The organism is Parvularcula mediterranea, assembly GCF_013085255.1.
Taxonomy (GTDB): Bacteria; Pseudomonadota; Alphaproteobacteria; order Caulobacterales; family Parvularculaceae; genus Parvularcula; species Parvularcula mediterranea.
This window is the reverse complement of the sequence record NZ_JABFCX010000003.1, coordinates 867,395-889,347: the sequence shown is the minus strand read 5'-3', so window position 1 is coordinate 889,347 and position 21,953 is coordinate 867,395. Positions and strand designations below refer to the sequence as shown.

At 62.1% G+C, this 21,953-nt stretch carries 26 protein-coding genes and 1 other RNA gene; 18 read left to right on the top strand and 9 right to left on the bottom strand.

Going from position 1 to position 21,953, the window contains the following annotated elements; genetic code table 11:
- The 7 genes from HK107_RS13105 to HK107_RS15740 all read left to right on the top strand — a co-directional run bounded on the left by HK107_RS13105 (window position 1) and on the right by HK107_RS15740 (window position 5,456).
- Entirely contained in the window at window positions 1–723 is a 723-nt protein-coding gene (locus HK107_RS13105; protein ID WP_173200517.1) for a response regulator, read from the top strand.
- Window positions 720–2,006: an ATP-binding protein gene (locus HK107_RS16015; protein WP_173200515.1), complete on the top strand. Its 1,287-nt coding sequence runs from the start codon at window positions 720–722 to the stop codon at window positions 2,004–2,006. Before HK107_RS13105 ends, HK107_RS16015 begins: the two co-directional genes overlap by 4 nt.
- A 132-nt stretch (window positions 2,007–2,138) precedes the next feature.
- Window positions 2,139–2,888 carry a Crp/Fnr family transcriptional regulator gene (locus tag HK107_RS13095; RefSeq protein WP_173200513.1) on the top strand — a complete coding sequence of 250 codons (750 nt, stop codon included), beginning with the start codon at window positions 2,139–2,141 and terminating at the stop codon, window positions 2,886–2,888.
- A 54-nt stretch (window positions 2,889–2,942) separates the two neighbouring features.
- Window positions 2,943–3,362, top strand: coding sequence for a hypothetical protein (locus HK107_RS13090; protein WP_173200511.1), 420 nt, complete (start codon window positions 2,943–2,945; stop codon window positions 3,360–3,362).
- Window positions 3,363–3,410: 48 nt separating this feature from the next.
- Window positions 3,411–4,211: a response regulator gene (locus tag HK107_RS13085; RefSeq protein WP_173200509.1), complete on the top strand. Its 801-nt coding sequence runs from the start codon at window positions 3,411–3,413 to the stop codon at window positions 4,209–4,211.
- Between the two features lie 60 nt (window positions 4,212–4,271).
- Window positions 4,272–4,478, top strand: coding sequence for a hypothetical protein (locus HK107_RS13080; RefSeq protein ID WP_173200507.1), 207 nt, complete (start codon window positions 4,272–4,274; stop codon window positions 4,476–4,478).
- Window positions 4,479–4,496: 18 nt separating this feature from the next.
- Window positions 4,497–5,456 carry an HWE histidine kinase domain-containing protein gene (locus HK107_RS15740; RefSeq protein WP_173200505.1) on the top strand — a complete coding sequence of 320 codons (960 nt, stop codon included), beginning with the start codon at window positions 4,497–4,499 and terminating at the stop codon, window positions 5,454–5,456.
- Window positions 5,457–5,464: 8 nt separating this feature from the next.
- Here the strand turns inward: HK107_RS15740 and HK107_RS13070 are convergent, their stop codons facing one another.
- Window positions 5,465–5,590 carry an entericidin A/B family lipoprotein gene (locus HK107_RS13070; RefSeq protein ID WP_173200503.1) on the bottom strand — a complete coding sequence of 42 codons (126 nt, stop codon included), beginning with the start codon at window positions 5,588–5,590 and terminating at the stop codon, window positions 5,465–5,467.
- 247 nt (window positions 5,591–5,837) lie between these two features.
- On the opposite strand from HK107_RS13070, the gene HK107_RS13065 reads away from it, so the two are divergent.
- Genes HK107_RS13065 through HK107_RS13055 form a run of 3 tightly spaced genes read left to right on the top strand, consistent with a single transcriptional unit; the run spans window position 5,838 to window position 7,129 of the window.
- Entirely contained in the window at window positions 5,838–6,428 is a 591-nt protein-coding gene (locus HK107_RS13065) for a sigma-70 family RNA polymerase sigma factor (RefSeq protein ID WP_173200501.1), read from the top strand.
- A gap of 7 nt (window positions 6,429–6,435) precedes the next feature.
- A complete protein-coding gene (locus HK107_RS13060) occupies window positions 6,436–6,693 on the top strand; it encodes an anti-sigma factor (protein ID WP_173200498.1) in 258 nt (85 codons plus the stop codon).
- A gap of 40 nt (window positions 6,694–6,733) precedes the next feature.
- Window positions 6,734–7,129 (top strand): hypothetical protein, encoded by a 396-nt coding sequence (locus tag HK107_RS13055; RefSeq protein ID WP_173200496.1) that lies wholly within the window; start codon window positions 6,734–6,736, stop codon window positions 7,127–7,129.
- A 52-nt stretch (window positions 7,130–7,181) separates the two neighbouring features.
- Here HK107_RS13055 and HK107_RS13050 read toward each other — a convergent pair whose 3' ends face one another.
- Together HK107_RS13050 and HK107_RS13045 are read right to left on the bottom strand one after the other, a co-directional pair.
- Window positions 7,182–7,706, bottom strand: a complete 525-nt coding sequence (locus tag HK107_RS13050; RefSeq protein ID WP_173200494.1) for a Dps family protein — start codon at window positions 7,704–7,706, stop codon at window positions 7,182–7,184.
- An 87-nt stretch (window positions 7,707–7,793) separates the two neighbouring features.
- A complete protein-coding gene (locus tag HK107_RS13045; protein ID WP_173200492.1) occupies window positions 7,794–7,961 on the bottom strand; it encodes a DUF1328 domain-containing protein in 168 nt (55 codons plus the stop codon).
- A gap of 134 nt (window positions 7,962–8,095) precedes the next feature.
- Between HK107_RS13045 and uvrB the strand changes: the two genes are divergently transcribed.
- The gene (gene uvrB / locus HK107_RS13040) at window positions 8,096–10,273 is read left to right on the top strand and encodes an excinuclease ABC subunit UvrB (RefSeq protein WP_269815638.1); all 2,178 of its coding nucleotides are present in this window, start codon (window positions 8,096–8,098) and stop codon (window positions 10,271–10,273) included.
- A gap of 49 nt (window positions 10,274–10,322) precedes the next feature.
- Window positions 10,323–11,009, top strand: a complete 687-nt coding sequence (locus HK107_RS13035) for a GOLPH3/VPS74 family protein (RefSeq protein WP_173200490.1) — start codon at window positions 10,323–10,325, stop codon at window positions 11,007–11,009.
- A gap of 3 nt (window positions 11,010–11,012) precedes the next feature.
- Here the strand turns inward: HK107_RS13035 and HK107_RS13030 are convergent, their stop codons facing one another.
- The 3 genes from HK107_RS13030 to nuoH are packed head-to-tail and all read right to left on the bottom strand — an operon-like array spanning window position 11,013 to window position 13,297.
- Window positions 11,013–11,780: a 7-carboxy-7-deazaguanine synthase QueE gene (locus tag HK107_RS13030; RefSeq protein ID WP_173200488.1), complete on the bottom strand. Its 768-nt coding sequence runs from the start codon at window positions 11,778–11,780 to the stop codon at window positions 11,013–11,015.
- Window positions 11,743–12,231: an NADH-quinone oxidoreductase subunit NuoI gene (nuoI, locus tag HK107_RS13025; protein ID WP_173200486.1), complete on the bottom strand. Its 489-nt coding sequence runs from the start codon at window positions 12,229–12,231 to the stop codon at window positions 11,743–11,745. Before nuoI ends, HK107_RS13030 begins: the two co-directional genes overlap by 38 nt.
- 1 nt (window position 12,232) lies before the next feature.
- The gene (gene nuoH / locus HK107_RS13020) at window positions 12,233–13,297 is read right to left on the bottom strand and encodes an NADH-quinone oxidoreductase subunit NuoH (RefSeq protein WP_173200483.1); all 1,065 of its coding nucleotides are present in this window, start codon (window positions 13,295–13,297) and stop codon (window positions 12,233–12,235) included.
- Between the two features lie 138 nt (window positions 13,298–13,435).
- Here nuoH and HK107_RS13015 point away from each other — a divergent pair, with 138 nt between their 5' ends.
- From HK107_RS13015 to HK107_RS13005, 3 genes are all read left to right on the top strand, one after another.
- Window positions 13,436–13,885, top strand: a complete 450-nt coding sequence (locus tag HK107_RS13015; RefSeq protein ID WP_173200481.1) for a nuclear transport factor 2 family protein — start codon at window positions 13,436–13,438, stop codon at window positions 13,883–13,885.
- Between the two features lie 231 nt (window positions 13,886–14,116).
- The gene (locus HK107_RS13010; RefSeq protein ID WP_173200479.1) at window positions 14,117–15,475 is read left to right on the top strand and encodes a M24 family metallopeptidase; all 1,359 of its coding nucleotides are present in this window, start codon (window positions 14,117–14,119) and stop codon (window positions 15,473–15,475) included.
- A gap of 39 nt (window positions 15,476–15,514) precedes the next feature.
- On the top strand, window positions 15,515–16,894 hold the full coding sequence (locus HK107_RS13005) for a DUF2254 domain-containing protein (protein WP_173200477.1): 1,380 nt from the start codon (window positions 15,515–15,517) through the stop codon (window positions 16,892–16,894).
- On the opposite strand, the gene HK107_RS13000 is transcribed toward HK107_RS13005, so the two are convergent.
- The 3 genes from HK107_RS13000 to HK107_RS12990 are packed head-to-tail and all read right to left on the bottom strand — an operon-like array spanning window position 16,891 to window position 19,194.
- Complete coding sequence (locus tag HK107_RS13000; protein ID WP_173200475.1) at window positions 16,891–17,430, bottom strand: dihydrofolate reductase; 540 nt, start codon at window positions 17,428–17,430, stop codon at window positions 16,891–16,893. The two genes, HK107_RS13005 and HK107_RS13000, sit on opposite strands and share 4 nt — an antisense overlap.
- Window positions 17,427–18,221: a thymidylate synthase gene (locus tag HK107_RS12995; protein WP_173200473.1), complete on the bottom strand. Its 795-nt coding sequence runs from the start codon at window positions 18,219–18,221 to the stop codon at window positions 17,427–17,429. The genes HK107_RS13000 and HK107_RS12995 overlap by 4 nt, the downstream gene beginning before the upstream one ends.
- A gap of 46 nt (window positions 18,222–18,267) precedes the next feature.
- The gene (locus tag HK107_RS12990) at window positions 18,268–19,194 is read right to left on the bottom strand and encodes a D-Ala-D-Ala carboxypeptidase family metallohydrolase (RefSeq protein WP_173200471.1); all 927 of its coding nucleotides are present in this window, start codon (window positions 19,192–19,194) and stop codon (window positions 18,268–18,270) included.
- Between the two features lie 378 nt (window positions 19,195–19,572).
- Here HK107_RS12990 and HK107_RS12985 point away from each other — a divergent pair, with 378 nt between their 5' ends.
- The 3 genes from HK107_RS12985 (at window position 19,573) to HK107_RS12975 (ending at window position 21,934) form a co-directional block, all read left to right on the top strand.
- Entirely contained in the window at window positions 19,573–20,871 is a 1,299-nt protein-coding gene (locus HK107_RS12985) for a hypothetical protein (protein ID WP_173200469.1), read from the top strand.
- A 62-nt stretch (window positions 20,872–20,933) separates the two neighbouring features.
- Window positions 20,934–21,297, top strand: a transfer-messenger RNA (tmRNA) gene (ssrA, locus tag HK107_RS12980).
- Between the two features lie 55 nt (window positions 21,298–21,352).
- The gene (locus HK107_RS12975) at window positions 21,353–21,934 is read left to right on the top strand and encodes a DUF427 domain-containing protein (RefSeq protein ID WP_173200467.1); all 582 of its coding nucleotides are present in this window, start codon (window positions 21,353–21,355) and stop codon (window positions 21,932–21,934) included.
- The last annotated feature ends 19 nt before the right edge of the window (window positions 21,935–21,953 follow it).

Below are 21,953 nucleotides of genomic sequence, written 5' to 3'. Positions count from 1 at the left end.
ATGAACGACGTCTCGGCAGCGCGTACCAGAGTCCTGCTTGTCGATGACGAGCCCACGATCCGCGAGCCTCTCGCCGCTTTCCTGCGGCGGGAGTGCTTTGACGTGGAGGAAGCGCACGATGCGGCGAAGGCCAGGGAGCTGGTCGCTGCAGGACGCTTCGATATCGCGCTCCTCGACGTGATGATGCCGGGCGAGGATGGCCTCAGTCTCGCCCGCTATCTCGTCGGCAGCCAGAACCTGCCTGTCATCATGCTGACGGCGCGAACCGAAGAGACCGACCGGATCATTGGCCTTGAACTCGGCGCCGATGACTATGTGGCGAAGCCCTTCAGCCCGCGTGAGCTGACGGCGCGTATCAAGGCTGTCCTCCGCCGCGGTGCCCGAGCGACGCCCGAGAGCGAGCCTGAGGCAATGACCTTCGACGATCTGACCCTCGAGCTGACCACCCAGCGCCTGATCGGCCGGGATGGGGCCGAGATCACGCTCACTGGCGGAGAGTTCAAGCTGCTCCACGTGCTCGCGGAGCGGGCCGGGCGGGTTGTGAACCGTGACGACCTTCTTGAGCTGACCCAGAACAGGCGCGCCGATGTCTTCGACCGCTCGGTGGACAATCAGGTCAGCCGCCTGAGGAAGAAAGTCGAGCGCGAGCCCTCGGAGCCAGCGCTCATCAAGACGATCAGGGGCGGCGGCTATAGCCTTGCTGCCAAGGTGCGGACCCGGTGAAGGCCCCGCGCTTCGGTATTGCTTCGCGGCTCATCCTGTTGACCGTCGCTCTGGTGGTGATCGGTCAGGTGATCAACGCCGTCATCCTGGTGAACGTCGAAGGCAATCTCCGAGCCCAACGCGCCGAGGCCGTCGCTGTGGAGCGCGCGGTGCAGGCCCTGCGGGTCGCTGAGACCAGCCGCTTCGCAACGAGGCGGCTGCAGCGCCGTCCCGGCTTCCAGATCGAGCGCGAGCTGCCGCCGAACCGCACCGAAGTGGAGCGCGGCACGAAACTCCTTGGCGAGGCCCTCGTCGCGGACGGTTATCAGGACAGGGCCCATGCCGTCTTCGAGGCGAAGCATCGTGGGCGCCGCATGCTGGCCGCAGCGGTGCAGCTCTCCGATGGCCGGTGGCTGCTGGCAGGCGCACCGAACCCAAGGGGCAGGGGCATCTCGTGGGCGGCGATCACGCTCCAGACCAGCATTCTCGCGCTGGTGCTCATCCTACCGGCGGTCTGGCTTGGCAGGGCCGTGGCCCAGCCCCTCAGGACCCTGACCCAAGCCGCCGATGGCTTCCTGACCGGCCGTCCCGCACCCCCTTTGCCCGAGGGAGGCCCGCCCGACGTCCAGGCGCTGTGCGATGCCTTCGCAGCCCTTGAGGGCAGGACTCTTGCGGCGCTGGAGGAGCGGTCGGTGATGCTCGGCTCGGTGGGCCACGACCTCAGGACGCCGCTCGCCTCCTTGAGGATCAGGGTCGAGGAAATCGAGGATGAGCGCCTTCGCGACCAGATGATCGACAGTATTGAAGGCCTCGCCCAGACCCTCGACGATATCCTGACGTTCTCGAAAAGCACGACCGGTGGGACGTTTGAGGAGGTGAGATCCGATGCTCTCGTGCGCCGCCTGAGGGCCCATTACGGCGAGGACGTCCTGACCATCGGCCATGTGGATGCCGCCACCATCACCGGCGCACCTGAATCGATCCTCCGCGCACTCCGCAACCTGATCGACAATGCTTCGCGCTTCGCCGGGCGGGCTGAGCTCTCCGTGCGTCACGCGCCGGAAGGGATATCCTTCTGCATCGACGATGACGGTCCCGGCCTTGCCGATGATGACCTTGTCCGGATGCAGGAGCCCTTCACTAGGGCCGAAGGATCAAGAAACAGGCAGGATGGTGGCGCCGGTCTTGGCCTCGCCATCGCCCGCGGTGTCGCCGAAGCGCATCAGGGCCGCTTGGTTCTCACAAATAGGACATCGGGAGGATTATCAGCCCAGTTCATTCTGCCAAGTTCCGGGGATAGTTGAAGGAATCACTTGTCAAAGTGACTCAAAATCCCCCTACAAGTCCCGGCAGAATGACGTGGAACTTCGCGTCTTAGCACTAGTTAAATATCCGAGGCCGCTTCCGCGTGGCCGACGAGCCGGAGACGCAGAACGATGTCGATGCGAACAGACGCCCTTTTCAAGCGTCTTTCCCACTACACCACGCTTCACAGCGACATGGCCGAAGTGCTCGACCAGATCTGTGCGGAAAGCCGGACCTTCGGTCCCGGCGACGTCATCGTTGAGCGCGGAGCCGAGGCGGAGGAGGCATTCGTCGTCTGCAAGGGCTGGGCGTCCCGTTCGATCGGGCTTGGCGATGGCCGCAAGCAGGTCGTCAACTTCATGCTTCCCGGCGATCTCTTCGACCTTCAGGTCTTTGTCGGTCAGAAGGCTGACCACACAGTGGCGGCTCTCACGGACCTCGAGATCGCGGCCGTGTCCCGCGATCGCGTCCTTGAGCTCTTCAGTTCAGGCAGCGCCCTCGCGCCGGGGATCTGGTGGTCCACGGTGCAGGAGGAATCCATCCTGCGCGAGCAGATCGTCAGGAATGGCCGCAGAAGCGCCCGCGAGCGGGTTTCACACCTTCTGCTGGAGCTGCACGCGAGGCTCGCGATCATCGGCGAGGCCGAGGAGAACAGCTTCGTCATGCCGATCGGCCAGATGCATGTCGCAGACGCTCTTGGGCTCTCCTACGTCCATGTGAGCCGGGTGTTCTCTTTCCTTGAGAAGTCGAACCTCATTTCGCGGCACCGTTCCGAGGTGATCTTCAAGAACCGTGAGGCCCTCGAAGACCTCGCGGACTTCTCGTCTCTCTATCTCCATCTCGACGCGAACAATGTCCGGCTGCTTCAGGAAAAGAACTGAATTTCCTGATTGAATCGCTGGCCGCGGATGGAACTGCGGACTAGCTTGTAGCCGATGGAGCAGGTGAGAACATCCGTCGACGAGAGCGTCTATGCCCGGCTGAGCCGGTTTGCGCTCTGCATCGCCTCGTCCAGCGCGACGGCCTTTGGGGCCCTCGACGCTATGGACGATGGCCTGCGCGCGTCTTCGGACGACCGGATCAGGGAGGCGTTCCGGGCCCTCCTTTCGCGCCTCGATGAAGCATCGCGGGATGATCCTGATCTTTCCGGACAGCCGCCAAGATCGTTCGTCGCCCGGTTCTCATTCCTTCCCTATCACCAGCGCGTCGCCTTCGCCCTGGTCGTCATCGAAGAGTTCAGCGTCGAAGATGCTGCTGAAATCATGGCGCTTTCGATCGATGACGTCCGGCGGCTCCTGCTTGCGACGCGTGACTTCCTGTTCGCGACACAATGGACGGCGAGAAGTGATGGCTGACGCTATAAAATCAAACATCCGTCAAATTGGCGGGAACTCTTTTTCTGCATGATCGTTCGTGAGGGAGTTTCGAAGGACATCATGTCTGTGCTGAACATCATGACGAGACCTCCGCTGGGCGTTGTGCGCCAGTTCTCCCGTGCGGTCTTTGCGGACCGCTTGATCGGTGATGAACTGATGCGCATGACCATGGCCCGCGTCTCGATCGACCCGGGGTCATCCTCGTCGTCGGTCGTGGATGTCATGTCCGCCTTCATGCATTCGTGGCGCATGGCGCTGACGGAGCGCCCGGTGAAGCCGGTGCTCTTCTCCGACGCCGCCCTCATCGATGCTCTGCCCGAGCCTCCTGACGACAAACGCCTGCTGCTCCTGATGTGCGACGTCATGGGCCTCATGCCGGCTCAGGCGGCCAAGGTGATCGGCCTCGAAGGCGATCCCGCTGCGACCCTTCGCGAAGCCCGTCAGGCCCTGACGATCAAGCGCCAGGCCCGGGCCGTGGTGGTTGAAGACGAGCCGCTCATCGCGGCCGATATCCGGAGCATTCTCGAGCGCCTCGGCGTCGAAGTGGCTGGCGAAGCCTCCTCTGCCGAGGAAGCCGTCAACGTCACGGTGGCGAGCAAGCCTGACATCATCCTCGCGGACTACAACCTTGACGGGAGAGAGACGGGTATCGATGCCGTCCTCGAGATCAACGAATCCCATGACTGCCCCGTGGTCTTCATCACCGGGTTCCCTGACCGTGTCCTCCAGGGCGATGAGATCGAACCAGACTTCGTCATCAGCAAACCCTACACTCCCGACAACGTGCGGGCAGCGGTTGTTCACTGCCTTGACGCCCGTAGAGCCTAGGACCAGAACGGTTCTGCCGGAACTTTTTAGCACCCGCACTTTCGGAGAAATGTGAGCCGCATGGCTTCCAACGAAAAACGCCTTTCCAAGCTTCAGATCCTGGTCACCGACTCGGAGCTGCAGAACATTGATGACTGGCGTTTCGACAACCGTGCGGAAAACCGCTCTTCAGCGGTGCGCGAGCTCATCGCGCTTGGGTTGAGTCTCACACAAGAACGGCCGGAAGAAGCCGAAGAGAAACTCAAGACGCTGCGCGGCTCGTCCTGACGGATCGCTGGCGGAGTGGTGTCCTCGTCCGAACAGCTCGGCATACACCCCTTCAGCATTCGCTTTGAAGCGTCTGCGGCCGTCCCCCACAGCATTCTCGCGCCTCTCCATATCGAGGGACCTGAGACACTCCGTGGTCTCTGGTCCCGGGTCCCCGCAGCCGTGCGGCGTGAATATGGCTCGCAACTCCGCAGGATTTTCTCAGGGGCGTCACGTCTCCAGCTCCTCGTGCCCCTCGTCGGCGATGACGCCCAGCAGCGCGACATCCTCATTCGCGGGAGCGTCCGCAATCGTCTGATCACGGGCATGGTTTCCGATGTGACGCCGGAGCTCAGGCATCTTAAAGCGCGGGCGATCGCTGCTGAGCGGCGGGCCGACCAGGCGGTTCTCGAGCTCAATCACCGGGTGCGGAACATCATGTCGGTGGTGACGGCGCTGATCTCGCTCTCGGCGCGCTACGCAGAAGATGTCGATGCCTTTTCGGTGGCGACGATTTCCCGGATCAATGCGCTCAACGTCGCGTTCAGCAACAGCGGCATCGACCCCTTGCGGCCTGAGAACATTCGCCAGTCGGTGAGCATGGTGACGCTGGCCAACGGAATCATTGGTCAGAACCCCCTCGTGACCATCTGCCGGGAGCCGCTTGAGCTTTCTCCCGGGCAGGCATCCGCCATGGGGCTCATCATCCACGAGCTCGCCTCCAATGCCCACGAGCACGGCGCCTTCACGCAAGGGAAAACCGCGGAGCTTCGCTGGTGGCACCAGGGCGCACATTTCGGCATCGAGTGGATCGAGCCGACCGAGGTCAAGGACGCTGACCTGATCGACGGTTTCGGCATGACGATCGTGAAGCACCTTACCCGGAGCTATCTCAACGGGGCCTGTGCTTGGGATGTTTCGGGCGGGCAGCTGCGTGTGTCCGTCACCGGAGTGGGTGGGGGAGAGGCGCGGGCAGCCGCGGATACCTCCCCCCGCTAGGCGTCTTCTTAGACTTCCTCGTCGATCTCCTCGCCGAGGTTTTCAATGTCCTCACCAGCGCCCTTGATGGTCTCGCAACCGGCGAGAGCGGCGATGAAGAAGCCTGCAGCGAGCAGGCGTGCCAGCAATTTCATGGATCCGATCCTTTCCTGACGGCGATGCAGGAACGCCGCTTCGGCGCGTCTGGTTCCGCGTGCGTGCAATGCCGTGGGTTTGGACATGAGTGACATGAGTGGGTCACTCATGTCACTCCGAAAACTCTGAGTATGTACAAAGAGTGGTATGTATAGACCATTCATCGCACTGATTATGATTGCTATAAGCAAGTGATGCAGGCGATTGTTGATGATAGAGCGGAACCGGCAACTCACGCGATACTCTTTGACCGGCTATCAGCGTTTCGGTAATGCTTCTCTCAGGCCAGAAAGGTCGGAGTTACTAATGAACAGCACTGCAAACACGATTTCTACGAGCGAACTGAATGCTTGCCTCCCGGCGCTTCACCGCTTTGCCTACACACTGACGCGCAACGAAGATCGCGCCGCAGACCTGGTCCAGGACTGCGTTGAGCGTTGCCTCCGCAAGCAGCACCTCTTCGACGGTGAAAACCTGCGCTCCTGGATGTTCACCGTCTGCCGCCGCGTTTTCTTGAACCAGATCCGCCGCGACAAAGTCCGGGGCATCGCCGTCGACATGGACGACGCTCCCCAATCCAAACTCTCCATCGGTGCCCTTCAGGAGGAAAAAATGCACTACAACGACGTCGTCGAAGGTTTCGCCGAGCTGCCGCACAACGACAAAGTCGTTCTCTCGCTTGTTGCGATTGAGGGTCTCAAATACGAGGAAGCCGCTGAACTTCTTGAAGTTCCTGTCGGCACGGTCCGGTCGCGCCTGAGCCGCGCCCGTTCGCGCCTTCGCGATCTTCTGGAAAGTAACGAAGAACAGGGAACTGCAAGCGCCGCCACCGTGTAAATGGTGCATGGACAACAAAGTTTACCTGATTACGGAGCAAGACGTTCACGCCTACATCGACGGTGAGCTTACGAGCGACCGTCGAAGGGCCGTGGAGAATTTCCTCGCGGAGAGGGATCTTCCTCTGGAACGTGCTGCCCGGTACCTACGCAACAATTTCGACCTTCGTGCGGTGAAGGACGAGATCTACAAAGATACGGTATTGAAGGCGGAGATTGATCGTCTCCTTGCCAAACGCAGGCAGCGGATCAGCGCAAACGCCTGATGGTTTCGAAGAGGCGGCTCTGACAGGAGCCGCTTTTCTCTTGCGCGGTCGCGCCTACATGGCGGCGATGGAAGTTTTTGCTGCCCTTCTCCTGTCCTCACAGCTCATCGCCGGGACCTACAAGGTCTGCATGTTCTACAACACCGAGGCGCCCCCGAGCGAGACGGTGCTGGTGCTCGAGGAGCCTCAAGCAGAAGGTCAGGAACTGGTCGGCAGCTTCTACGGCTCGCCTTTCCTCATCGGCAAAGTCACGGCCAATGACGGGACGCCTGCATTCGTCTCGGTGACGAAGGATGGGACTGGCGAGTACTACCATTCAGGCCGTTGGCGCGACGATGGCGTGATCGAGGGCCAGACCCTTTCCCGTGGTCGCGACTTCCTCATCCCCTGGTATGCATCTCGCTCTGACGCTCCTTGCGCGAGACCGGGCGCATAAAAAAGGCGGCGCCCGAGGGCGCCGCACCAGTCTAGGGAGGAATTCTTGTCGCTTACGGCGTCTTGGTGCGCTCATCGCCCATGGCGAGGGCGGAGAGCATCCAGCCGTTCTCTTCGTGTGTACCGATCCGGCCGGTGACGAAGTCTGCGGTGAAGCTGTCGCCAATCTCTTCGGCCTTTTCGACGATCTTCCGCATGGAGCCAGCGATGTGCTGGTTGTCGAGGGCAAGCTCACGGATCATCGTGCCAGCGTCAGGCGTCTCGGTGACGTCGGAGATGGTGCTCTGCTCGGTGTAGGCCTTGAGGCCGATCGGAGCGGGGAAGCCAAGGGCGCGGATGCGCTCGGCGAGCTCATCAATCGCTGCGGCCATGTCTTCATACTGCTCTTCAGTCAGGTTGTGGACTGAGTAGAAAAGCGGACCCGTGACATTCCAATGGTAGGCGTGGGTCTTGTGGTAGAGGACGTAGGTGCTGGCCAGCGCGCCGCCGAGCATGTCGCACAGCTCCTTGCGGCCATCGCGGTCGAGGCCGCTCTCTACGACATGTTCCGGTGCGTCGATCTTGTGGGCGTCAGTCATGACTGTCTCCTGCAAAAATAGTTGTGCGGCGGAGACAGGCCCCGCCGCACTAAAGTTCCATCATTGGATGGGATGCCGCACCGCGGGTCAGCGGGCTTTTCGTACGACCCTGAGGATCAGCGAGACTGCGAAGAGCGCCAGGAACACCCAGAAGAGGATGACGGCGATCGACGAAGCGGCGCCTGCGACCCCGCCAAAGCCAAGGGCTGCGGCGATGAGTGCGACGATGAAAAACGTAAGAGCCCAACCAAGCATGGGGACCTCCTGATATTGGCCGGACCATTCCGGCGATGTGCAGGAGAAACAGCGTTAAGGGGCCGGTAAGTTCCGCATCAGCTGCGCGCATCGCGCCCCTGTCGCGGGAAGGTGATGGGCACTACATAGCCCCCATGTCCGACAAGATCCTGCCCGACGACCAGGGCTTTTCCGAAGCGATTGCCACCTATCACGGCCGCCTGAAGCCTGCTGAGTGGACGCCCCACAGGCCCGAGCGCCCCTCCAAGATGGAGGGCGGCAAGCGGTTTCAGGTCGTCTCCGACTACGAGCCTGCGGGCGACCAGCCTGCAGCCATCGACGAGCTGGTCGACGGCGTGAAGGTGCATGAGCGGGACCAGGTGCTTCTCGGCGTCACGGGCTCAGGCAAGACCTTCACCATGGCCAAGGTGATCGAAGCGACCCAGCGTCCCGCGCTGATTCTTGCCCACAACAAGACCCTCGCGGCACAGCTCTACGGCGAGTTCAAGGCGTTCTTCCCGAACAACGCCGTGGAGTATTTCGTCAGCTACTACGACTACTACCAGCCCGAAGCCTACGTTCCGCGTACAGATACTTATATTGAGAAAGAATCGACGATCAACGAGCAGATCGACCGCATGCGGCACTCCGCGACCCGATCTCTTCTCGAACGGGATGACGTGATCATCGTCGCCTCAGTGTCCTGCATCTACGGTATCGGCTCGGTGGAGACCTACACGGCGATGGTCTTCGACTTGGAAGAAGGCGAAAGCATCGAGCGGAAGACGCTGCTCGCTGACCTCGTGGCCCTCCAGTACAAGCGCAACGACCAGGCCTTCCAGCGCGGGACCTTCCGTGCACGGGGCGATACGATCGAGATTTTCCCGGCGCACTACGAAGATGCCGCCTGGCGGATCACGCTCTTCGGTGATGAGATCGAGGAGATCGTCGAGTTTGACCCCCTGACGGGCAAGCGCATCCAGAACCTCAAGAAGGTTCGTCTGTATGCGAACAGCCACTATGTGACGCCGCGGCCGACGCTGTCCCGCGCCATGAAGGACATCAAGGCGGAGCTCGAACGGACGCTGCCGATCCTCCATCAGGAGGGAAAGCTCCTCGAAGCGCAGCGGCTTGAACAGCGGGTGCAGTTCGACCTTGAGATGATGCAGGCGACGGGCTCGTGCCAGGGCATCGAGAACTACTCGCGCTACCTGACAGGCCGCGCCCCGGGTGAGCCGCCGCCCACGCTTTTCGAGTACCTGCCTGAGAACGCTCTTCTGTTTGCGGACGAAAGCCATGTGACGATTCCGCAGATCGGCGCCATGTTCAAAGGAGACTACGCGCGGAAAAGGACGCTTGCGGAGTATGGCTTCCGCCTGCCGAGCTGCATGGATAACCGCCCCCTCAAATTCGAGGAGTGGGACGCGATGCGGCCCCAGACCCTCCACGTCTCGGCAACGCCCGGGCCTTGGGAGCTTGACCGCACCGCTGGCGTTTTCACGGAGCAGGTCATTAGGCCGACGGGCCTTGTCGATCCGCCTGTCGAAATCCGTCCGGTCTCGGAGAACAACTTCAGCCAGGTCGACGATGTCATCGACGAGGTGAAGAAAGTCGCCAAGGACAGCGGCCGCTCCCTCGTCACGACACTGACGAAAAAGATGGCGGAAGACCTCACCGAATACATGCACGACCAGGGCGTGAAGGTGCGCTACATGCACTCCGACGTCGACACGGTGGAGCGGATCGAGATCATCCGCGATCTGCGCCGGGGCGTCTTCGACGTGCTCATCGGCATCAACCTCCTGCGCGAGGGCCTCGATATCCCTGAGTGTAAGTTCGTGGGTATTCTTGATGCGGACAAGGAGGGCTTCCTTCGCTCCGAGACCTCGCTCGTGCAGACCATTGGCCGTGCTGCGCGGAACGTCGAGGGACGGGTCATTCTGTACGCGGACTCGATCACCGGATCGATGGAGCGGGCGCTGGCCGAGACCACCCGCCGCCGTGAGAAGCAGCTCGCCCATAACGAGAAGTTCGGCATCACACCGAAATCCGTCAGTGCCAAGATCGCCGAGATCGTCGACAGCGATGACGAGGCGACCAAGGCTGCGATGGGCACAACCTTCTCCTCGCAGAAGCTCACCTCGCCCAAGACCGGCATGGGCGCCATGGCAGAAGAGCGGGCGGCCTACGCGCCCGGTCCGAACCTGCAGGCGCATATCTCCGGGTTGGAGAAGCAGATGCGCGAAGCGGCAGCCGATCTCGACTTCGAGAAGGCGGCGGAGCTGCGCGATGAAATCAAGAAGCTTCAGGAACTGGATCTCGCCGCGAGCTAGCGGCGGGGCATGATCGTCCCCATATCTTACTTAAGAGAAAGGGGCTTTCATGACACTGAACCTTCCTGAAGAGGTGCTGCTGCTTGCCCTCGACGATGTGTCGGGGCGGCAGGTCGGCGCCTACCCGTCTTACCTCGCAGCGGGCGCAGCGCTGGCTGAACTCGTGCTTCAAGAGGCGCTCGAACCCCGCGGCGAGGGGAAGAAGCTGCGCTTCGTCAAAAGCGCCACGCCTCCCATGAGCCATCCTTATACGGATGCCGTGCTCGCCGCGTGGGAAGAGAAAGGCCTCGACCGCAAGCCGCAGCGCCTGGTTACGCAAGTGGGTGGGCGGAGGAAATTTCTCGAACCGCTGCGCCAGGTTCTCGTGGACAAGGGGATCCTGCGGCGTGAACAGAAGAAGGCGCTCTGGATCTTTCCCTATACGGTCTATCCCGAAGCCAATCCCGAACCCGAAGCAGCGCTCAAACGGCGCCTTGAGATGGCGATGTTCAATTTCGGCACGCCGACGGCGCGCGATGCGGTATTGATTGCGCTGGCAAACAGCGCAGGGCTCCTCCGCCGGAACTTCGACAAGGCGAAGCTGAAAGAGCACAAGGACCGCATCAAGGAGATCAGCGAGGGATCGGGTCCCGCTGCCGAGGCGACCGCGCAGGCCATCGAAGCGGTCAAGGCCGCCATCCTGGCGGCGACCATCGCAGGCTCTACCGCCGCAACGTCTGCGAGCGTCACGGGCTAGCGTTCAGGTCGAGCGCTTGTCGCCGAAGAGGCGGATATGCTGGCGGTCGGTGAGGTTGAAGCCTCGCCGTAACGTCGCCCTTGTAATCTTCCTCAGCGAATTGTTCAGCGCACGGGCGTTCCGGCCCTCGGGCATGATCCAGACGCGGCGCGAGTCGATGCCTCTCGTCGCCTGGCTCACCGTAATGACGTCGGTCTGGCGCTTGGCGACGAACTTGAACTGCGCGTTTTTCACCTCGCGGAAGTTCTCGATGCCAAGGGAGAGGACCTCCGGATCGTTGCCCGAATGCCTGAGCTTGGGGGAGACCATGAAGAGGTCGACGGCTTCGATAAGGTCCGGGTGCGGAGCGAGGGTGCCATTTGTCTCGATCTCGACGGAGATGTCGGCCCGCGTGCCCTTGATGGCCTGGGTCAGCGCGAGGACTTGGCGGGGCTGCATCAGCGGTTCACCGCCCGTGATGACGACGCCAGGGGCATTGAGCGCAACAATGCGGTCCAGCGCCTCGGCGAGACCGAGCTTGGTCATCTCCTTGGCGGGCGCGAACTTCTCGCTGTCCACGTGACGGTAGTTCGTACCCTGCCAGTTCCACGTGTAGGGCGTGTCACACCAGCGGCAGTGGAGGTTGCAGCCTGACAGGCGGATAAACGTCCGCACACGCCCCTGCATCGGGCCTTCGCCCTGGAACGAGCGAAAGATCTCCGGACCGCCGACATCGTCGACGGCGAGCTTCAGGTCAGCGATAGGGCGCGTCGAGTTCGATGTTGCGGGCAATTTCCCGCTCCCAGCGGTCGCCGTTCGCGAGCAGCTTGTCCTTGTTGTAGAACAGCTCTTCGCGGGTCTCGGTGGCGAATTCGAGGTTCGGGCCTTCGACGATCGCGTCGACCGGGCAGCTTTCCTGGCAGTAGCCGCAATAGATGCACTTGGTCATGTCGATGTCGTAGCGCGTGGTGCGGCGGCTGCCGTCCTCGCGGGGTTCGGCCTCGATGGTGATGGCCTGAGCCGGGCAGACGGCTTCGCAGAGCTTGCAGGCGATGCAGCGCTCTTCGCCGTTGGGGTAGCGCCTGAGGGCGTGCTCACCGCGGAAGCGGGGCGAGATGGCGCCGCGCTCGTAGGGGTAGTTCACCGTGAACTTCGGCCGGAAATAGTACTTCAGGCCCAGCCAGAAGGCCGAGACGAAGTCGGTGAGAAGGGCGCCTTTGAGCGCCTGAGCTACGCGGGACATCTTACGATCTCCAGGAATGGAACCAGTCGGCGAGACCGGGGAACGCCAGCATAAGGCCTGCGACGACCATCAGGTATGCGACGGATGTGGGCAGGAAGATCTTCCAGCCGATGCGCATGAGCTGGTCATAGCGGTAACGGGGGACAATCGCCTTCACCATAGCGAACATGAAGAAGATGAAGACGACCTTGAGTGCGAACCAGATCGGGCCGAGCCACGCTGCGTTGAGGCCGAGGAAGTCGCCGAACGGTGAGAGCCAGCCGCCCATGAAGAGGATGACCGTCATCGAGCACATCAGCACGATGTTCATGTACTCGCCGATCATGAAGAGGAGATACGGGGTCGAGGAATACTCGACCTGATAACCGGCCACGAGCTCCGATTCGGCCTCAGGGAGGTCGAAGGGCGGGCGGTTCGTCTCCGCCAGGGCCGAGATGAAGAACATCACGAAGAGCGGGAAGAGCGGCAGCATGTGCCAGTTGAGGATCCCTGCGCCGCGGTCTTGGCTCATCACGATGTCCGACAGGTTCATCGAACCGACGAGCAGCAGCACCGAGATGATGATGAAGCCGAGGGAGACCTCATAGCTGACCATCTGCGCTGCCGAACGGAGGGAGCCGAGGAACGGGTACTTCGAGTTCGAAGCCCAGCCGCCCATGATGATGCCGTAAACGCCCAAGCTACTGATCGCGAAGAGGTAGAGGATGCCGACATTGATGTCGGAGACCACGAGCCCTGCGCCCACCGGGATCACGGCCCAGCTGATGACCGCCAGCACGAAGCTCAGCATCGGCGCGATCAGGAACACGGTCTTGTCCGCGCCGTCGGGGATGACGACTTCCTTGAAGGCGAACTTGAAGAAGTCCGCGAAGGACTGGAGCAGGCCAAACGCGCCAACGACGTTGGGCCCTTTGCGCATCTGAACGGCTGCCCAGACCTTGCGGTCGAAGAGCAGCAGGAAGGCGAGGCTCACCAGAATCGCGACGAGCAGCGTCAGCGCCTGGATCAGCGTGGTGGTCGTCCCGAGGAGCGGGTTCGTCCAATCGCGGGTCGTAAGGAATTCCATGGCGCGCCGATAGCCGAGGAGGGCGCGAAAGCTCAAGCGTTTTCGGTGCCGCGGGGCCTTGTTGAGCGCAGTTTTCGCCGTGGACCGGGCGCATCCTATCGGGCAGGGCGGTTGGGCCCCAGAAGAAGGACCTCAGCCATGCTCGATCTCATCGCTTCGCTGCTCGCCGACAAGGAGCTCGATTGCAGGCTGGACCACCCGATCACCGAGGCGCGGGCGGCCTTCAACCGGGCGATCGCCGAGAAGAAAACCGGGCCGATCAAGCGTCTTCTGGTGGAGGACGCGGTGCTGGTCACCGGCACAGACAGCGGGGTGATCTCTGGCCGGGATGCCCAGGTCGAAGTCTGGCGCGCGGACTTCGCGCAGGCCGGGCGCTTCGTCTACGTGCGGACGCCGCGCTGCGTACTGCCTTCCGAGGAGGAGCCCATCGTCACCGAACTCGGCACGTGGGTCGGGAAGCCTGAGAAGGCTGACGGCAGCGAGGTGCGCGGCGACTACACCGCCAAGTGGCGCGAGGTGGAGGGCAAGTGGAAGCTCGAGGCGGAGATCTTCACCACGGTGAAGAGCCGGGATGCGCTGGCTCTGTAGTCAGGTCGGCGCCGCGCTCATCTCTCCCTCCGGGAGAGATCGACATCTTTGATGTCGAGTGAGGGCGATCTTCGCTCGAACGCTTATGCCCCAGAAGCCCTCACCCGAAGCCTGACTGCGTCAGCCTTCGACCTCTCCCCGAGGGAGAGGTGGGCGCTGCGCCTGCGTCATCCCGTTTTCAGCCAAGCCCGGCGCTGCTACATCGCGGAAAAGGTTTGAGGAGACAGCCGCATGCTTCGTCAGGGAATGATTGGTGGGCTGATGGCCCTTGGTCTCGCGAGCGCGCCAGCCTTCGGTGAAGGTGCCACGACGGGAGAGCGCGCCGAGCGGCCGCGCATCCTCTCCATGCAGGAACGCGCCGAGCAGCGCGATGCGTGGCTGGCTGAGCGGCTGGATGCGCTGATCCCGACCCTGATGCGCGAGCGCGGCATCGACATGTGGATTATGGTCGCGCGGGAATACAATGAGGACCCCGTTGTCGAGACGATGCTCCCTGCACGGTGGATTTCCGCCCGCCGCCGGACGATCCTCGTTTTCCATGATGACGGAAAGAGGGTCGAACGTCTCACTGTGGCGCGATACCCGATGGGCGAGCTGTTCCCCTCCGCGTGGGTGCCAGAGGAGCAGCCTGACCAATGGGCGCGACTGGCCGAGATCATCGCGGAGCGTGACCCGGAGACGATCGGGCTCAACACCTCATCGCTCGAAGCGCTGGCGGATGGCATGTCCCATACCCAGTACACGGAGCTGGTGGAAGCGTTGCCAAAGAAGTACAACAAACGCGTGGTCAGCGCCGAAGCGCTCGCGCTCGACTGGCTCGAAACCCGCGTGCCGTCAGAAATGGCCGTCTATCCAGGGGTCGTCCGCATTGCCCACGATATCATCGACGAGGCCTTCTCGAGCAGGGTGATTGAGCCGGGTGTCACCACGGCGGACGATGTGCGCTGGTGGATGCGGGACAAGGTCAACGCCCTCGGCATGAAGGTCTGGTTCCACCCTTCGGTGCAGATCCAGCGACCTAATCAGTACACCCCGACGGGGTCTGGCCAGAGCCTGCCGAGCGGCGATGTGATCCAACCGGGCGATCTCCTTTGGGTCGATTTCGGGATCACCTATCTCGGCCTCAACACCGATACCCAGCAGCATGCCTATGTCCTGAAGCCCGGAGAGACGGAAGCGCCTAAGGGCCTTCGCGATGGTCTCGCCGCCCTCAATCGGACCACGGATCACCTGACGGACAGTTTCGAGGTGGGCCTGACCAGCAACGAGGTCCTCGGCAAGGCTCGCGAGGCAGCCCTCGCAGATGGCCTTCGGCCAAGCTTCTACTCTCACGGCATCGGCTATCACGGCCATGGCGGGGGCAGCCCCATCGGCTGGTGGGACGATCAGGGGACGGATCACCCGCAGGGGATGCGCAAGATGCGCGCCGACACCGCCTGGTCGATCGAGCTCAATACCACGGTCACGGTGCCTGAATGGGATGGCCAGGATGTCGAGTTTCGCGCGGAGGAGGATGCCTATTTCGACGGCGAAACCGTGCGCTATCTCGATGGCCGGCAGACCAAGCTTCACTTGATCACGAGCGACTGAGCCGCTTGACCGCGCCGGCGGGGGGACAATGTCCTCCCGATGGACAATAGGTTTATCACCCTCCTGCGCACGGTGCGCGCCAGCTACTGGTTCGTGCCGTCGGTCATGGTCCTCGGCGCGTTCATTCTTGCCGCCGCGACATTCTGGCTCGATACGCAGGTCAGCGCCGATGCGATCCGCGAGATCGGCTTCCTTGCGGTGAGGGAGCCTGACGGGGCGCGGGCAATCCTGTCGGCCATCGCAGGGTCGCTCATCAGCGTTGTCGGCATCACCTTCTCCATCACCATCGCGGCGGTGAGCTTTGCCAGCGGCAACTATGGCCCACGGATCATCGGCAACTTCATGCGCGACCGGGGCAACCAGGTCACCTTGGGCATCTTCGTCGGGACGTTCGTCTATTCGCTCCTGATCCTCGGTACAGTGAGGGATGTTACGGGCGATACGGATCTTGAGCCCTTCGTTCCCTATTACTCGATCCTGACGACACTGTTCCTCACGATTTCAGCCATCGGTATGCTGATCTATTTCTTCCATCACATACCGGCGTCCATCAACATTCAGAACCTTACCACGTCACTGGGCCAGAAGCTCAGGGCGTCGGTCAGCGAGATCTTCCCCAACGATTATACGGGCAGCTCAGACGATCTCCCTGACGATCCGCCTGACTGGCCGAAAGTGATTGCCAGCAGGACGCGGACGAGCGTCACGCTTAATGATTGCGGCTATATCCGGTCCATCGACATCGCCAGGCTCGAGAAATGTGCCTTGGATCACGATGCCTATATCGAGCTCCAATATCGCCCCGGAGAGTTCGTCACGGAGGAGGACGAAGTCTTCGATCTCTATACGAACGACCAGGAGGTTGCCGAGAAACTGGTCACCACCGTCTGCAAGAGCGTAACCGTTGGAGGCCAGAAAACCTTCGATCAGAACATCCTCTTCCTCGTCGATACCCTTAACGAGATCGGCATTCGCGCGCTTTCGCCGGGTGTGAATGACCCCCAGACGGCGATAGCCTGCATGGACTGGATGCGCGCGGCGGCAAACAGTTTCGGGGACCGGCCCCTTGAGACGACGAGCGACCCTGTCCGGGTGAAAGTGGAACCTTTGCGCTTCTACGACTTCATCGACCGCGCGTTTGGCAGCGTCAGGCCCTACGCAGCGGGAGACCGGAACGCGGCCCTCCATCTCGTCATGGTGCTGACGGAAATCGCGGACGACCTGCCCCAGGGAAAGCGCCGGACGCAGGTCACCGAAGAGCTTGACCGGTTCATTGCGGAGGTGAAGGCGCTGAACCCCAATACGCCGTGGAGGGACGAAGTGGTGCGGCGCTATGACGAGGCGCAAACGCTGCTGTCGTCGAAAAAAGCGCGGCGTCGCCTTCGCAACAGCCGCGCCTGGTTCGGGGGCAAGGCCTAGAGCCCGGGCTCCTGCTCTGGCGTTGCGCGGGCCCAGACTTCGATGCGCGCGTCATGGTCGTCCTTGTCGGATTTTTCGATCCGCGCGGCTTCCGTCACCTGCCACTCCTCGCGATCAAGCTCAGGGAAGCGCGTGTCGCCTTCAAGCTCGGTCTCGACCACGGTGAGATAGATGCGGCTCGCCCGGGGCAGGGTCTCGGCATAGATCTCGCCGCCACCGATAACGCAGAGCTCTTCCTGCCCGTTCTGCTGGGCGTCCATCTCTGCAATCCTCAGGGCACGGTCTATCCCGTGGACGACCAGAGCGCCCTCGACCTCATAGTCGCCCTGACGGGTCACGACGATGTTGGTGCGGTTGGGAAGAGGCTTGCCGAGGGACTCGAAGGTCTTCCGCCCCATGACGACCGGCTTGCCCGTGGTGATGGACTTGAACCATTTCAGGTCCGATTTCATCGTCCACGGAAGGTTTCCGTCCTTGCCGATGACGCTATTCTCTGACTGGGCCGCGACGAGGGCTATGCGGACAGGGCCGCTCAAACCGCGATCGGCGCCTTGATCGCCGGATGCGGGTCATAGCCCTCGACAGTGATGTCCTCATACTGAAACGCCGTCACGTCGCGGACATCCGGGTTCAGTGACAGGGTCGGCAGGGCGCGCGGCTCGCGGGAGAGCTGAAGCTCCGCCTGCTCGACATGGTTGAGGTAAAGGTGTGCGTCTCCGAGTGTGTGCACGAAATCTCCGACTTCCAGATTGGTGGCTTGAGCCATCATATGGGTCAGAAGGGCATAGGAGGCGATGTTGAACGGCACGCCGAGAAAAATATCCGCCGAACGCTGGTAGAGCTGGCAGGAAAGCTTCCCGTCCGCGACGTAGAACTGGAACAGGCAGTGGCAGGGCGGCAGGGCCATCTCATCGACGAGGGCAGGGTTCCAGGCGCTGACCACATGCCTGCGGGAATGAGGGTTCTGGCGCAGGGCGTCCTGCACCTTGGCGATTTGGTCGACCGTCCCGCCTTGCGGGTCAGGCCACGAGCGCCACTGAGCACCGTAAACCGGGCCAAGCTCACCGTCCTCGTCGGCCCATTCGTCCCAGATGCTCACACCGACTTCCTGCAGCGGGCGGACATTGGTTTCACCTCGCAGGAACCAGAGGAGCTCGTGGATCACCGATTTGCGGTGCACGCGCTTGGTCGTGACCAGCGGGAAGCCTTCGGAGAGATCGAACCGCATCTGGTGGCCGAAGACGGACTTCGTCCCCGTCCCCGTCCGGTCGTCTCGGGTGATACCGTCCTGAAGGACACGTTCGAGCAGGTCATGATAGGCGCGCATGGCCCTATCCTAGGCGCCGATTCTCAGGACCTCACAGCCTGATTTATTAACGTCCCCACCGCGCAGGGGTGCCGCGGGTGTCGATATGGACGAAGGGGCCACGCCTCGCATTCGCTGCATAGCTTCCGATGCCGCCGCGCAGGACGATGTCGGGGTCTTTCGCGGCCATGCGCGAGACCGCATCATAGAGGAAGTTGGCGTCGGCCTTGTTGACCACGCCGTCGCGGTTGAGGTCGTCCATCACCCCGTTCCTTGGCGCGATATCGACGAAGACGTCGGCTGCATCGCCGTAGAGGTGGCGGGAGTAGACCGTCGTGTTGCCGATGGCCTTGTTGTACCAGGGAGTGCGGTAGCCGCTCATCACGAAGAGCGTGCTCACGTCAAAGCCCTCTTCCTCGATGAGGCCCACAGCCTTCTCGAGCTTCAGGAGCAGTTCAGGCCGCAGGATCAGGTACTTCTTCTCCGCCTCGGGCTGCTGCTTGCAGAGGAACTGGCCGAGCGTGAAATGCGGTGAGACCTTGATGTCGCGCGTTTCGTCGGTGACCTCGATGAAGCCTTCGGGCGGCAGGTAGGCGTCAAGACCGCGCAGGGGCGTCTTCTCATACTGGCCGATCCGGTAGCCGTTGAGCTCTCCGTCCATTACCGCGCTCATCGGATGGCTGACGAAGACGTTGAGGGTCATCATGTCCCCGCTCGTCTCGTCGCGGATCTCGATAGGGTAGTGGCCCGGCTCGTCCGGCGCCTTCCAGGCAAGCTTCACCTCGCCTTTGAGGGCATCGCCTTCGCCCGGGACCTTGAAACTCACCTCGTTCTCGCTGGGGCGGCCCATCACCTGAACGTCCAGCACTTCGCCCGGGATCATCGGGGCGAAGAAGACGTCATGGGTCACGGTCAGGTCCTGCACCTGGACCGTGAGCGGCTCGGCATGGGCAAGGCCGAGGGCGGCGGTAGAGAGAAGAAGGCTGCGGAACATGGGGCGGTCTCCCTAGTGAAAGCTGGGGAGGGAACACGCGCCACGGCGGAACGCTCACGCCGCCCCGCGCGGTCGTGAGAATGCTTCCCATTACCTGAGCATCCTCCACCACAGCGGGTGGAGCGCCGTCGCGGGCCGCGAAAAAAAATGCGCGGAATCGCAAAAAATTTTTCCGAGAAAGCCTCTCAAGCCCTGCGTTCTGCGGTCATTTTCCGGTCACCAAACACCAAAATCCGCTTCACGCCTTGGTTGCGGTGGTGAACAGCGCGTTAGCGATGGGTATGTGATTTTATACCGATTTCTTCAGACTTTGAGACAATTATGGCGAGCATTCGAACGACACCACGACCCATGCGGGTCCTCTTAAAGGAATGAACCATGTCCATGATCGCCACCGCCGCCGCCAACGCAGCTTCCAAGAACGCCTCGTTCATTGCCGCCGCCAACACCGGCAAGCAGGTCGCCGAGATCGCTTCGAGGGCTGGCCTTCAGGCCGAGGGCGCGACCTCAATCTACCGGGCAGGCCGCGGCTATGGTCAGTCGCTCGGCCGGGTCAGCTCGGAGATCAGTGAGACCAGGCGCCTCCTCGAGAGCGGCGGTTTCGCCTCGCGGCTGGTGGCAACCACGTCCGAGGCAGCCAAAGCAGCAGCTGCCGACCTCGAGGCTCTGAACAGCTTCGTCGAAAGCGCAAAGAACTCTGCGCGCGGCGGCTATGTTCTGACGGGCTCGATGGACGCACCTGCCGCCTTTGCCGAGAAGGTCGCGGAGGCGGAACAGGTGCTCCGCAAAGGCAAGGCGACTTATCAGGCTGAAGGCGGCTTCGTCCTCGTCGATGCCGAGCAATACAGCGCCATCAGCAACAACAGGAGCGGCCTCAACTTCGCTGCCAATGAGCAGAACGATATGCTCGTCGCCGTGCAGGAGGGTCGTTCGACGCGCCTTCAGAACGCCGATGACGTCCGCGAGAAGTCGGGCCGCGTCGACTACCGCATCAACTTCGAGGAGGCAGGCACCTACTCGGTCTTCGTCCGAGGTACGGCTTCGGTGAAAGGGGACACGGACTCCAACAGTGTCCACCTCGGCTTCAACGGTGAGATTTTCACCGGCAAAGGTGGCGTGACGATGGACGCAGGCGAGCTCTCCTGGGGCACCAGCGATACCCATAATGGCAACCGCGTGACCTTCGAGGTGAAGGAGGCGGGCGTTCAGACGATCAGCATGTTCGTCCGCGAGACGGGCACCGCAGTCGACGCGCTGCTCTTCACGAAGGACGCCGACTACGATCCCAAGACGGACAGCAACCTCGCCGTCAGCGAGATCCGAAACGAGGGCGAGATCCGCGGCATGTCGCTCGAAGCCTTCGAAGCGCTGGTGAACGAAGAGCGCGCGCGCCTCGACGCTGTGATCGCCGAAGGCACGACGACCGAAACCGCTGCCACTGAAGCCAATCCCTACCTTCAGGCTGTCCTCGACGCCCAGCAGCGCGGGGCAGAGGTCCTGAAGGATGTCGCGGAGAAACGTGCCGACCGATTCTCTGCCTCACGGCTGACAAGCTTCTCAGCGGTGCAGCAGAACGCGCTTCTTGGCGGTATCGCTGAAACCTCCGGGGCAGCTGAGGCAGGTTACAGCCGGATTGCCACCCTCTTTGGTGACCTTGGTTTCGCGAGTCTCCGCTAAGCTCTCGCCTCTCACCGATTTGAGCCGGGCGCCCCCATGGTGTCCGGCCTTTTCGTGCCCGTGGTCTTACATCTGCAGGATTTCTCGCCTATATCTTGGGTGCTGCTTCGGCAGCTATGACGATAAATGGCGTTCGTAATAAGCGGACTGGACCCGGGGGCGGTACCCGGCGGCTCCACCCAAGTTCTCACCAAGCAAAGGTGAGAGTTTCGGAGGGGCCGAAATAGCATCGACAGACGTGTAAAGGCTCTGCTTTCGTTCGGATGGCCTCCGTTATTGGGCCATTATTATAGTTGCAAATGACAACTACGATGAAGGTTTTGCTCTCGCTGCGTAACGCAGTGCGAAATTAACCGCCTTAAAGCCCTAGTGCCTTATCAGCGCTAGGCGGGGCCGCCGGGGGCCTGGCAACAGAACCCCGGCATTTTCCCTCTCTGCCGCTGTCACCTTGCGCTTTCCGAGCGCGAACTAGGTTTGTGCTATGGCAGACTTACCCGACGATCCCGCCTTCCGCCGCCGTCTCCAAGAGCACAGGGAGAGCTGGCAGTTTTCCCGGCGCCCCCCGCGGATCGAGACCCCCGGCCCGGGCCAGGAGAGTGTTTGGGACTACCCTCGCCCGCCTGAGGTGAGGGAGGCTGGCGCATCCCTGAAGGTCGTCTTCGCCGGTGAGGTCATCGCCGCCACTGACCGCGGGCTGAAGGTCGTCGAAACGGCTGGAGCACCTGTCTACCACTTCCCCGCCGATGACGTTCGCGAGGGCGTCCTGCACCCAAGCTCTGCCGCTACCTTCTGCGAGTGGAAGGGGGAGGCGCGCTACTTCGACGTCGTCCACCGGGGCAAGACCGCGACTCGCGCAGCTTACACCTATCCCGATCCTCTTGATGACCTCGGCCAGGGTTACGGCCGTATTTCGGGCATGATTGTCTTCTACGCCGACCCCATGGACGAAGTCTGGGTCGGTGATGAACGCGCAACGCCCCAGCCCGGCGGCTATTATGCCGGTTGGGTCACCAGCAAGATCACAGGGCCCATCAAGGGCGCCCCGGGATCTGAAGGGTGGTAAAGGGACGCAGCCATGAAAA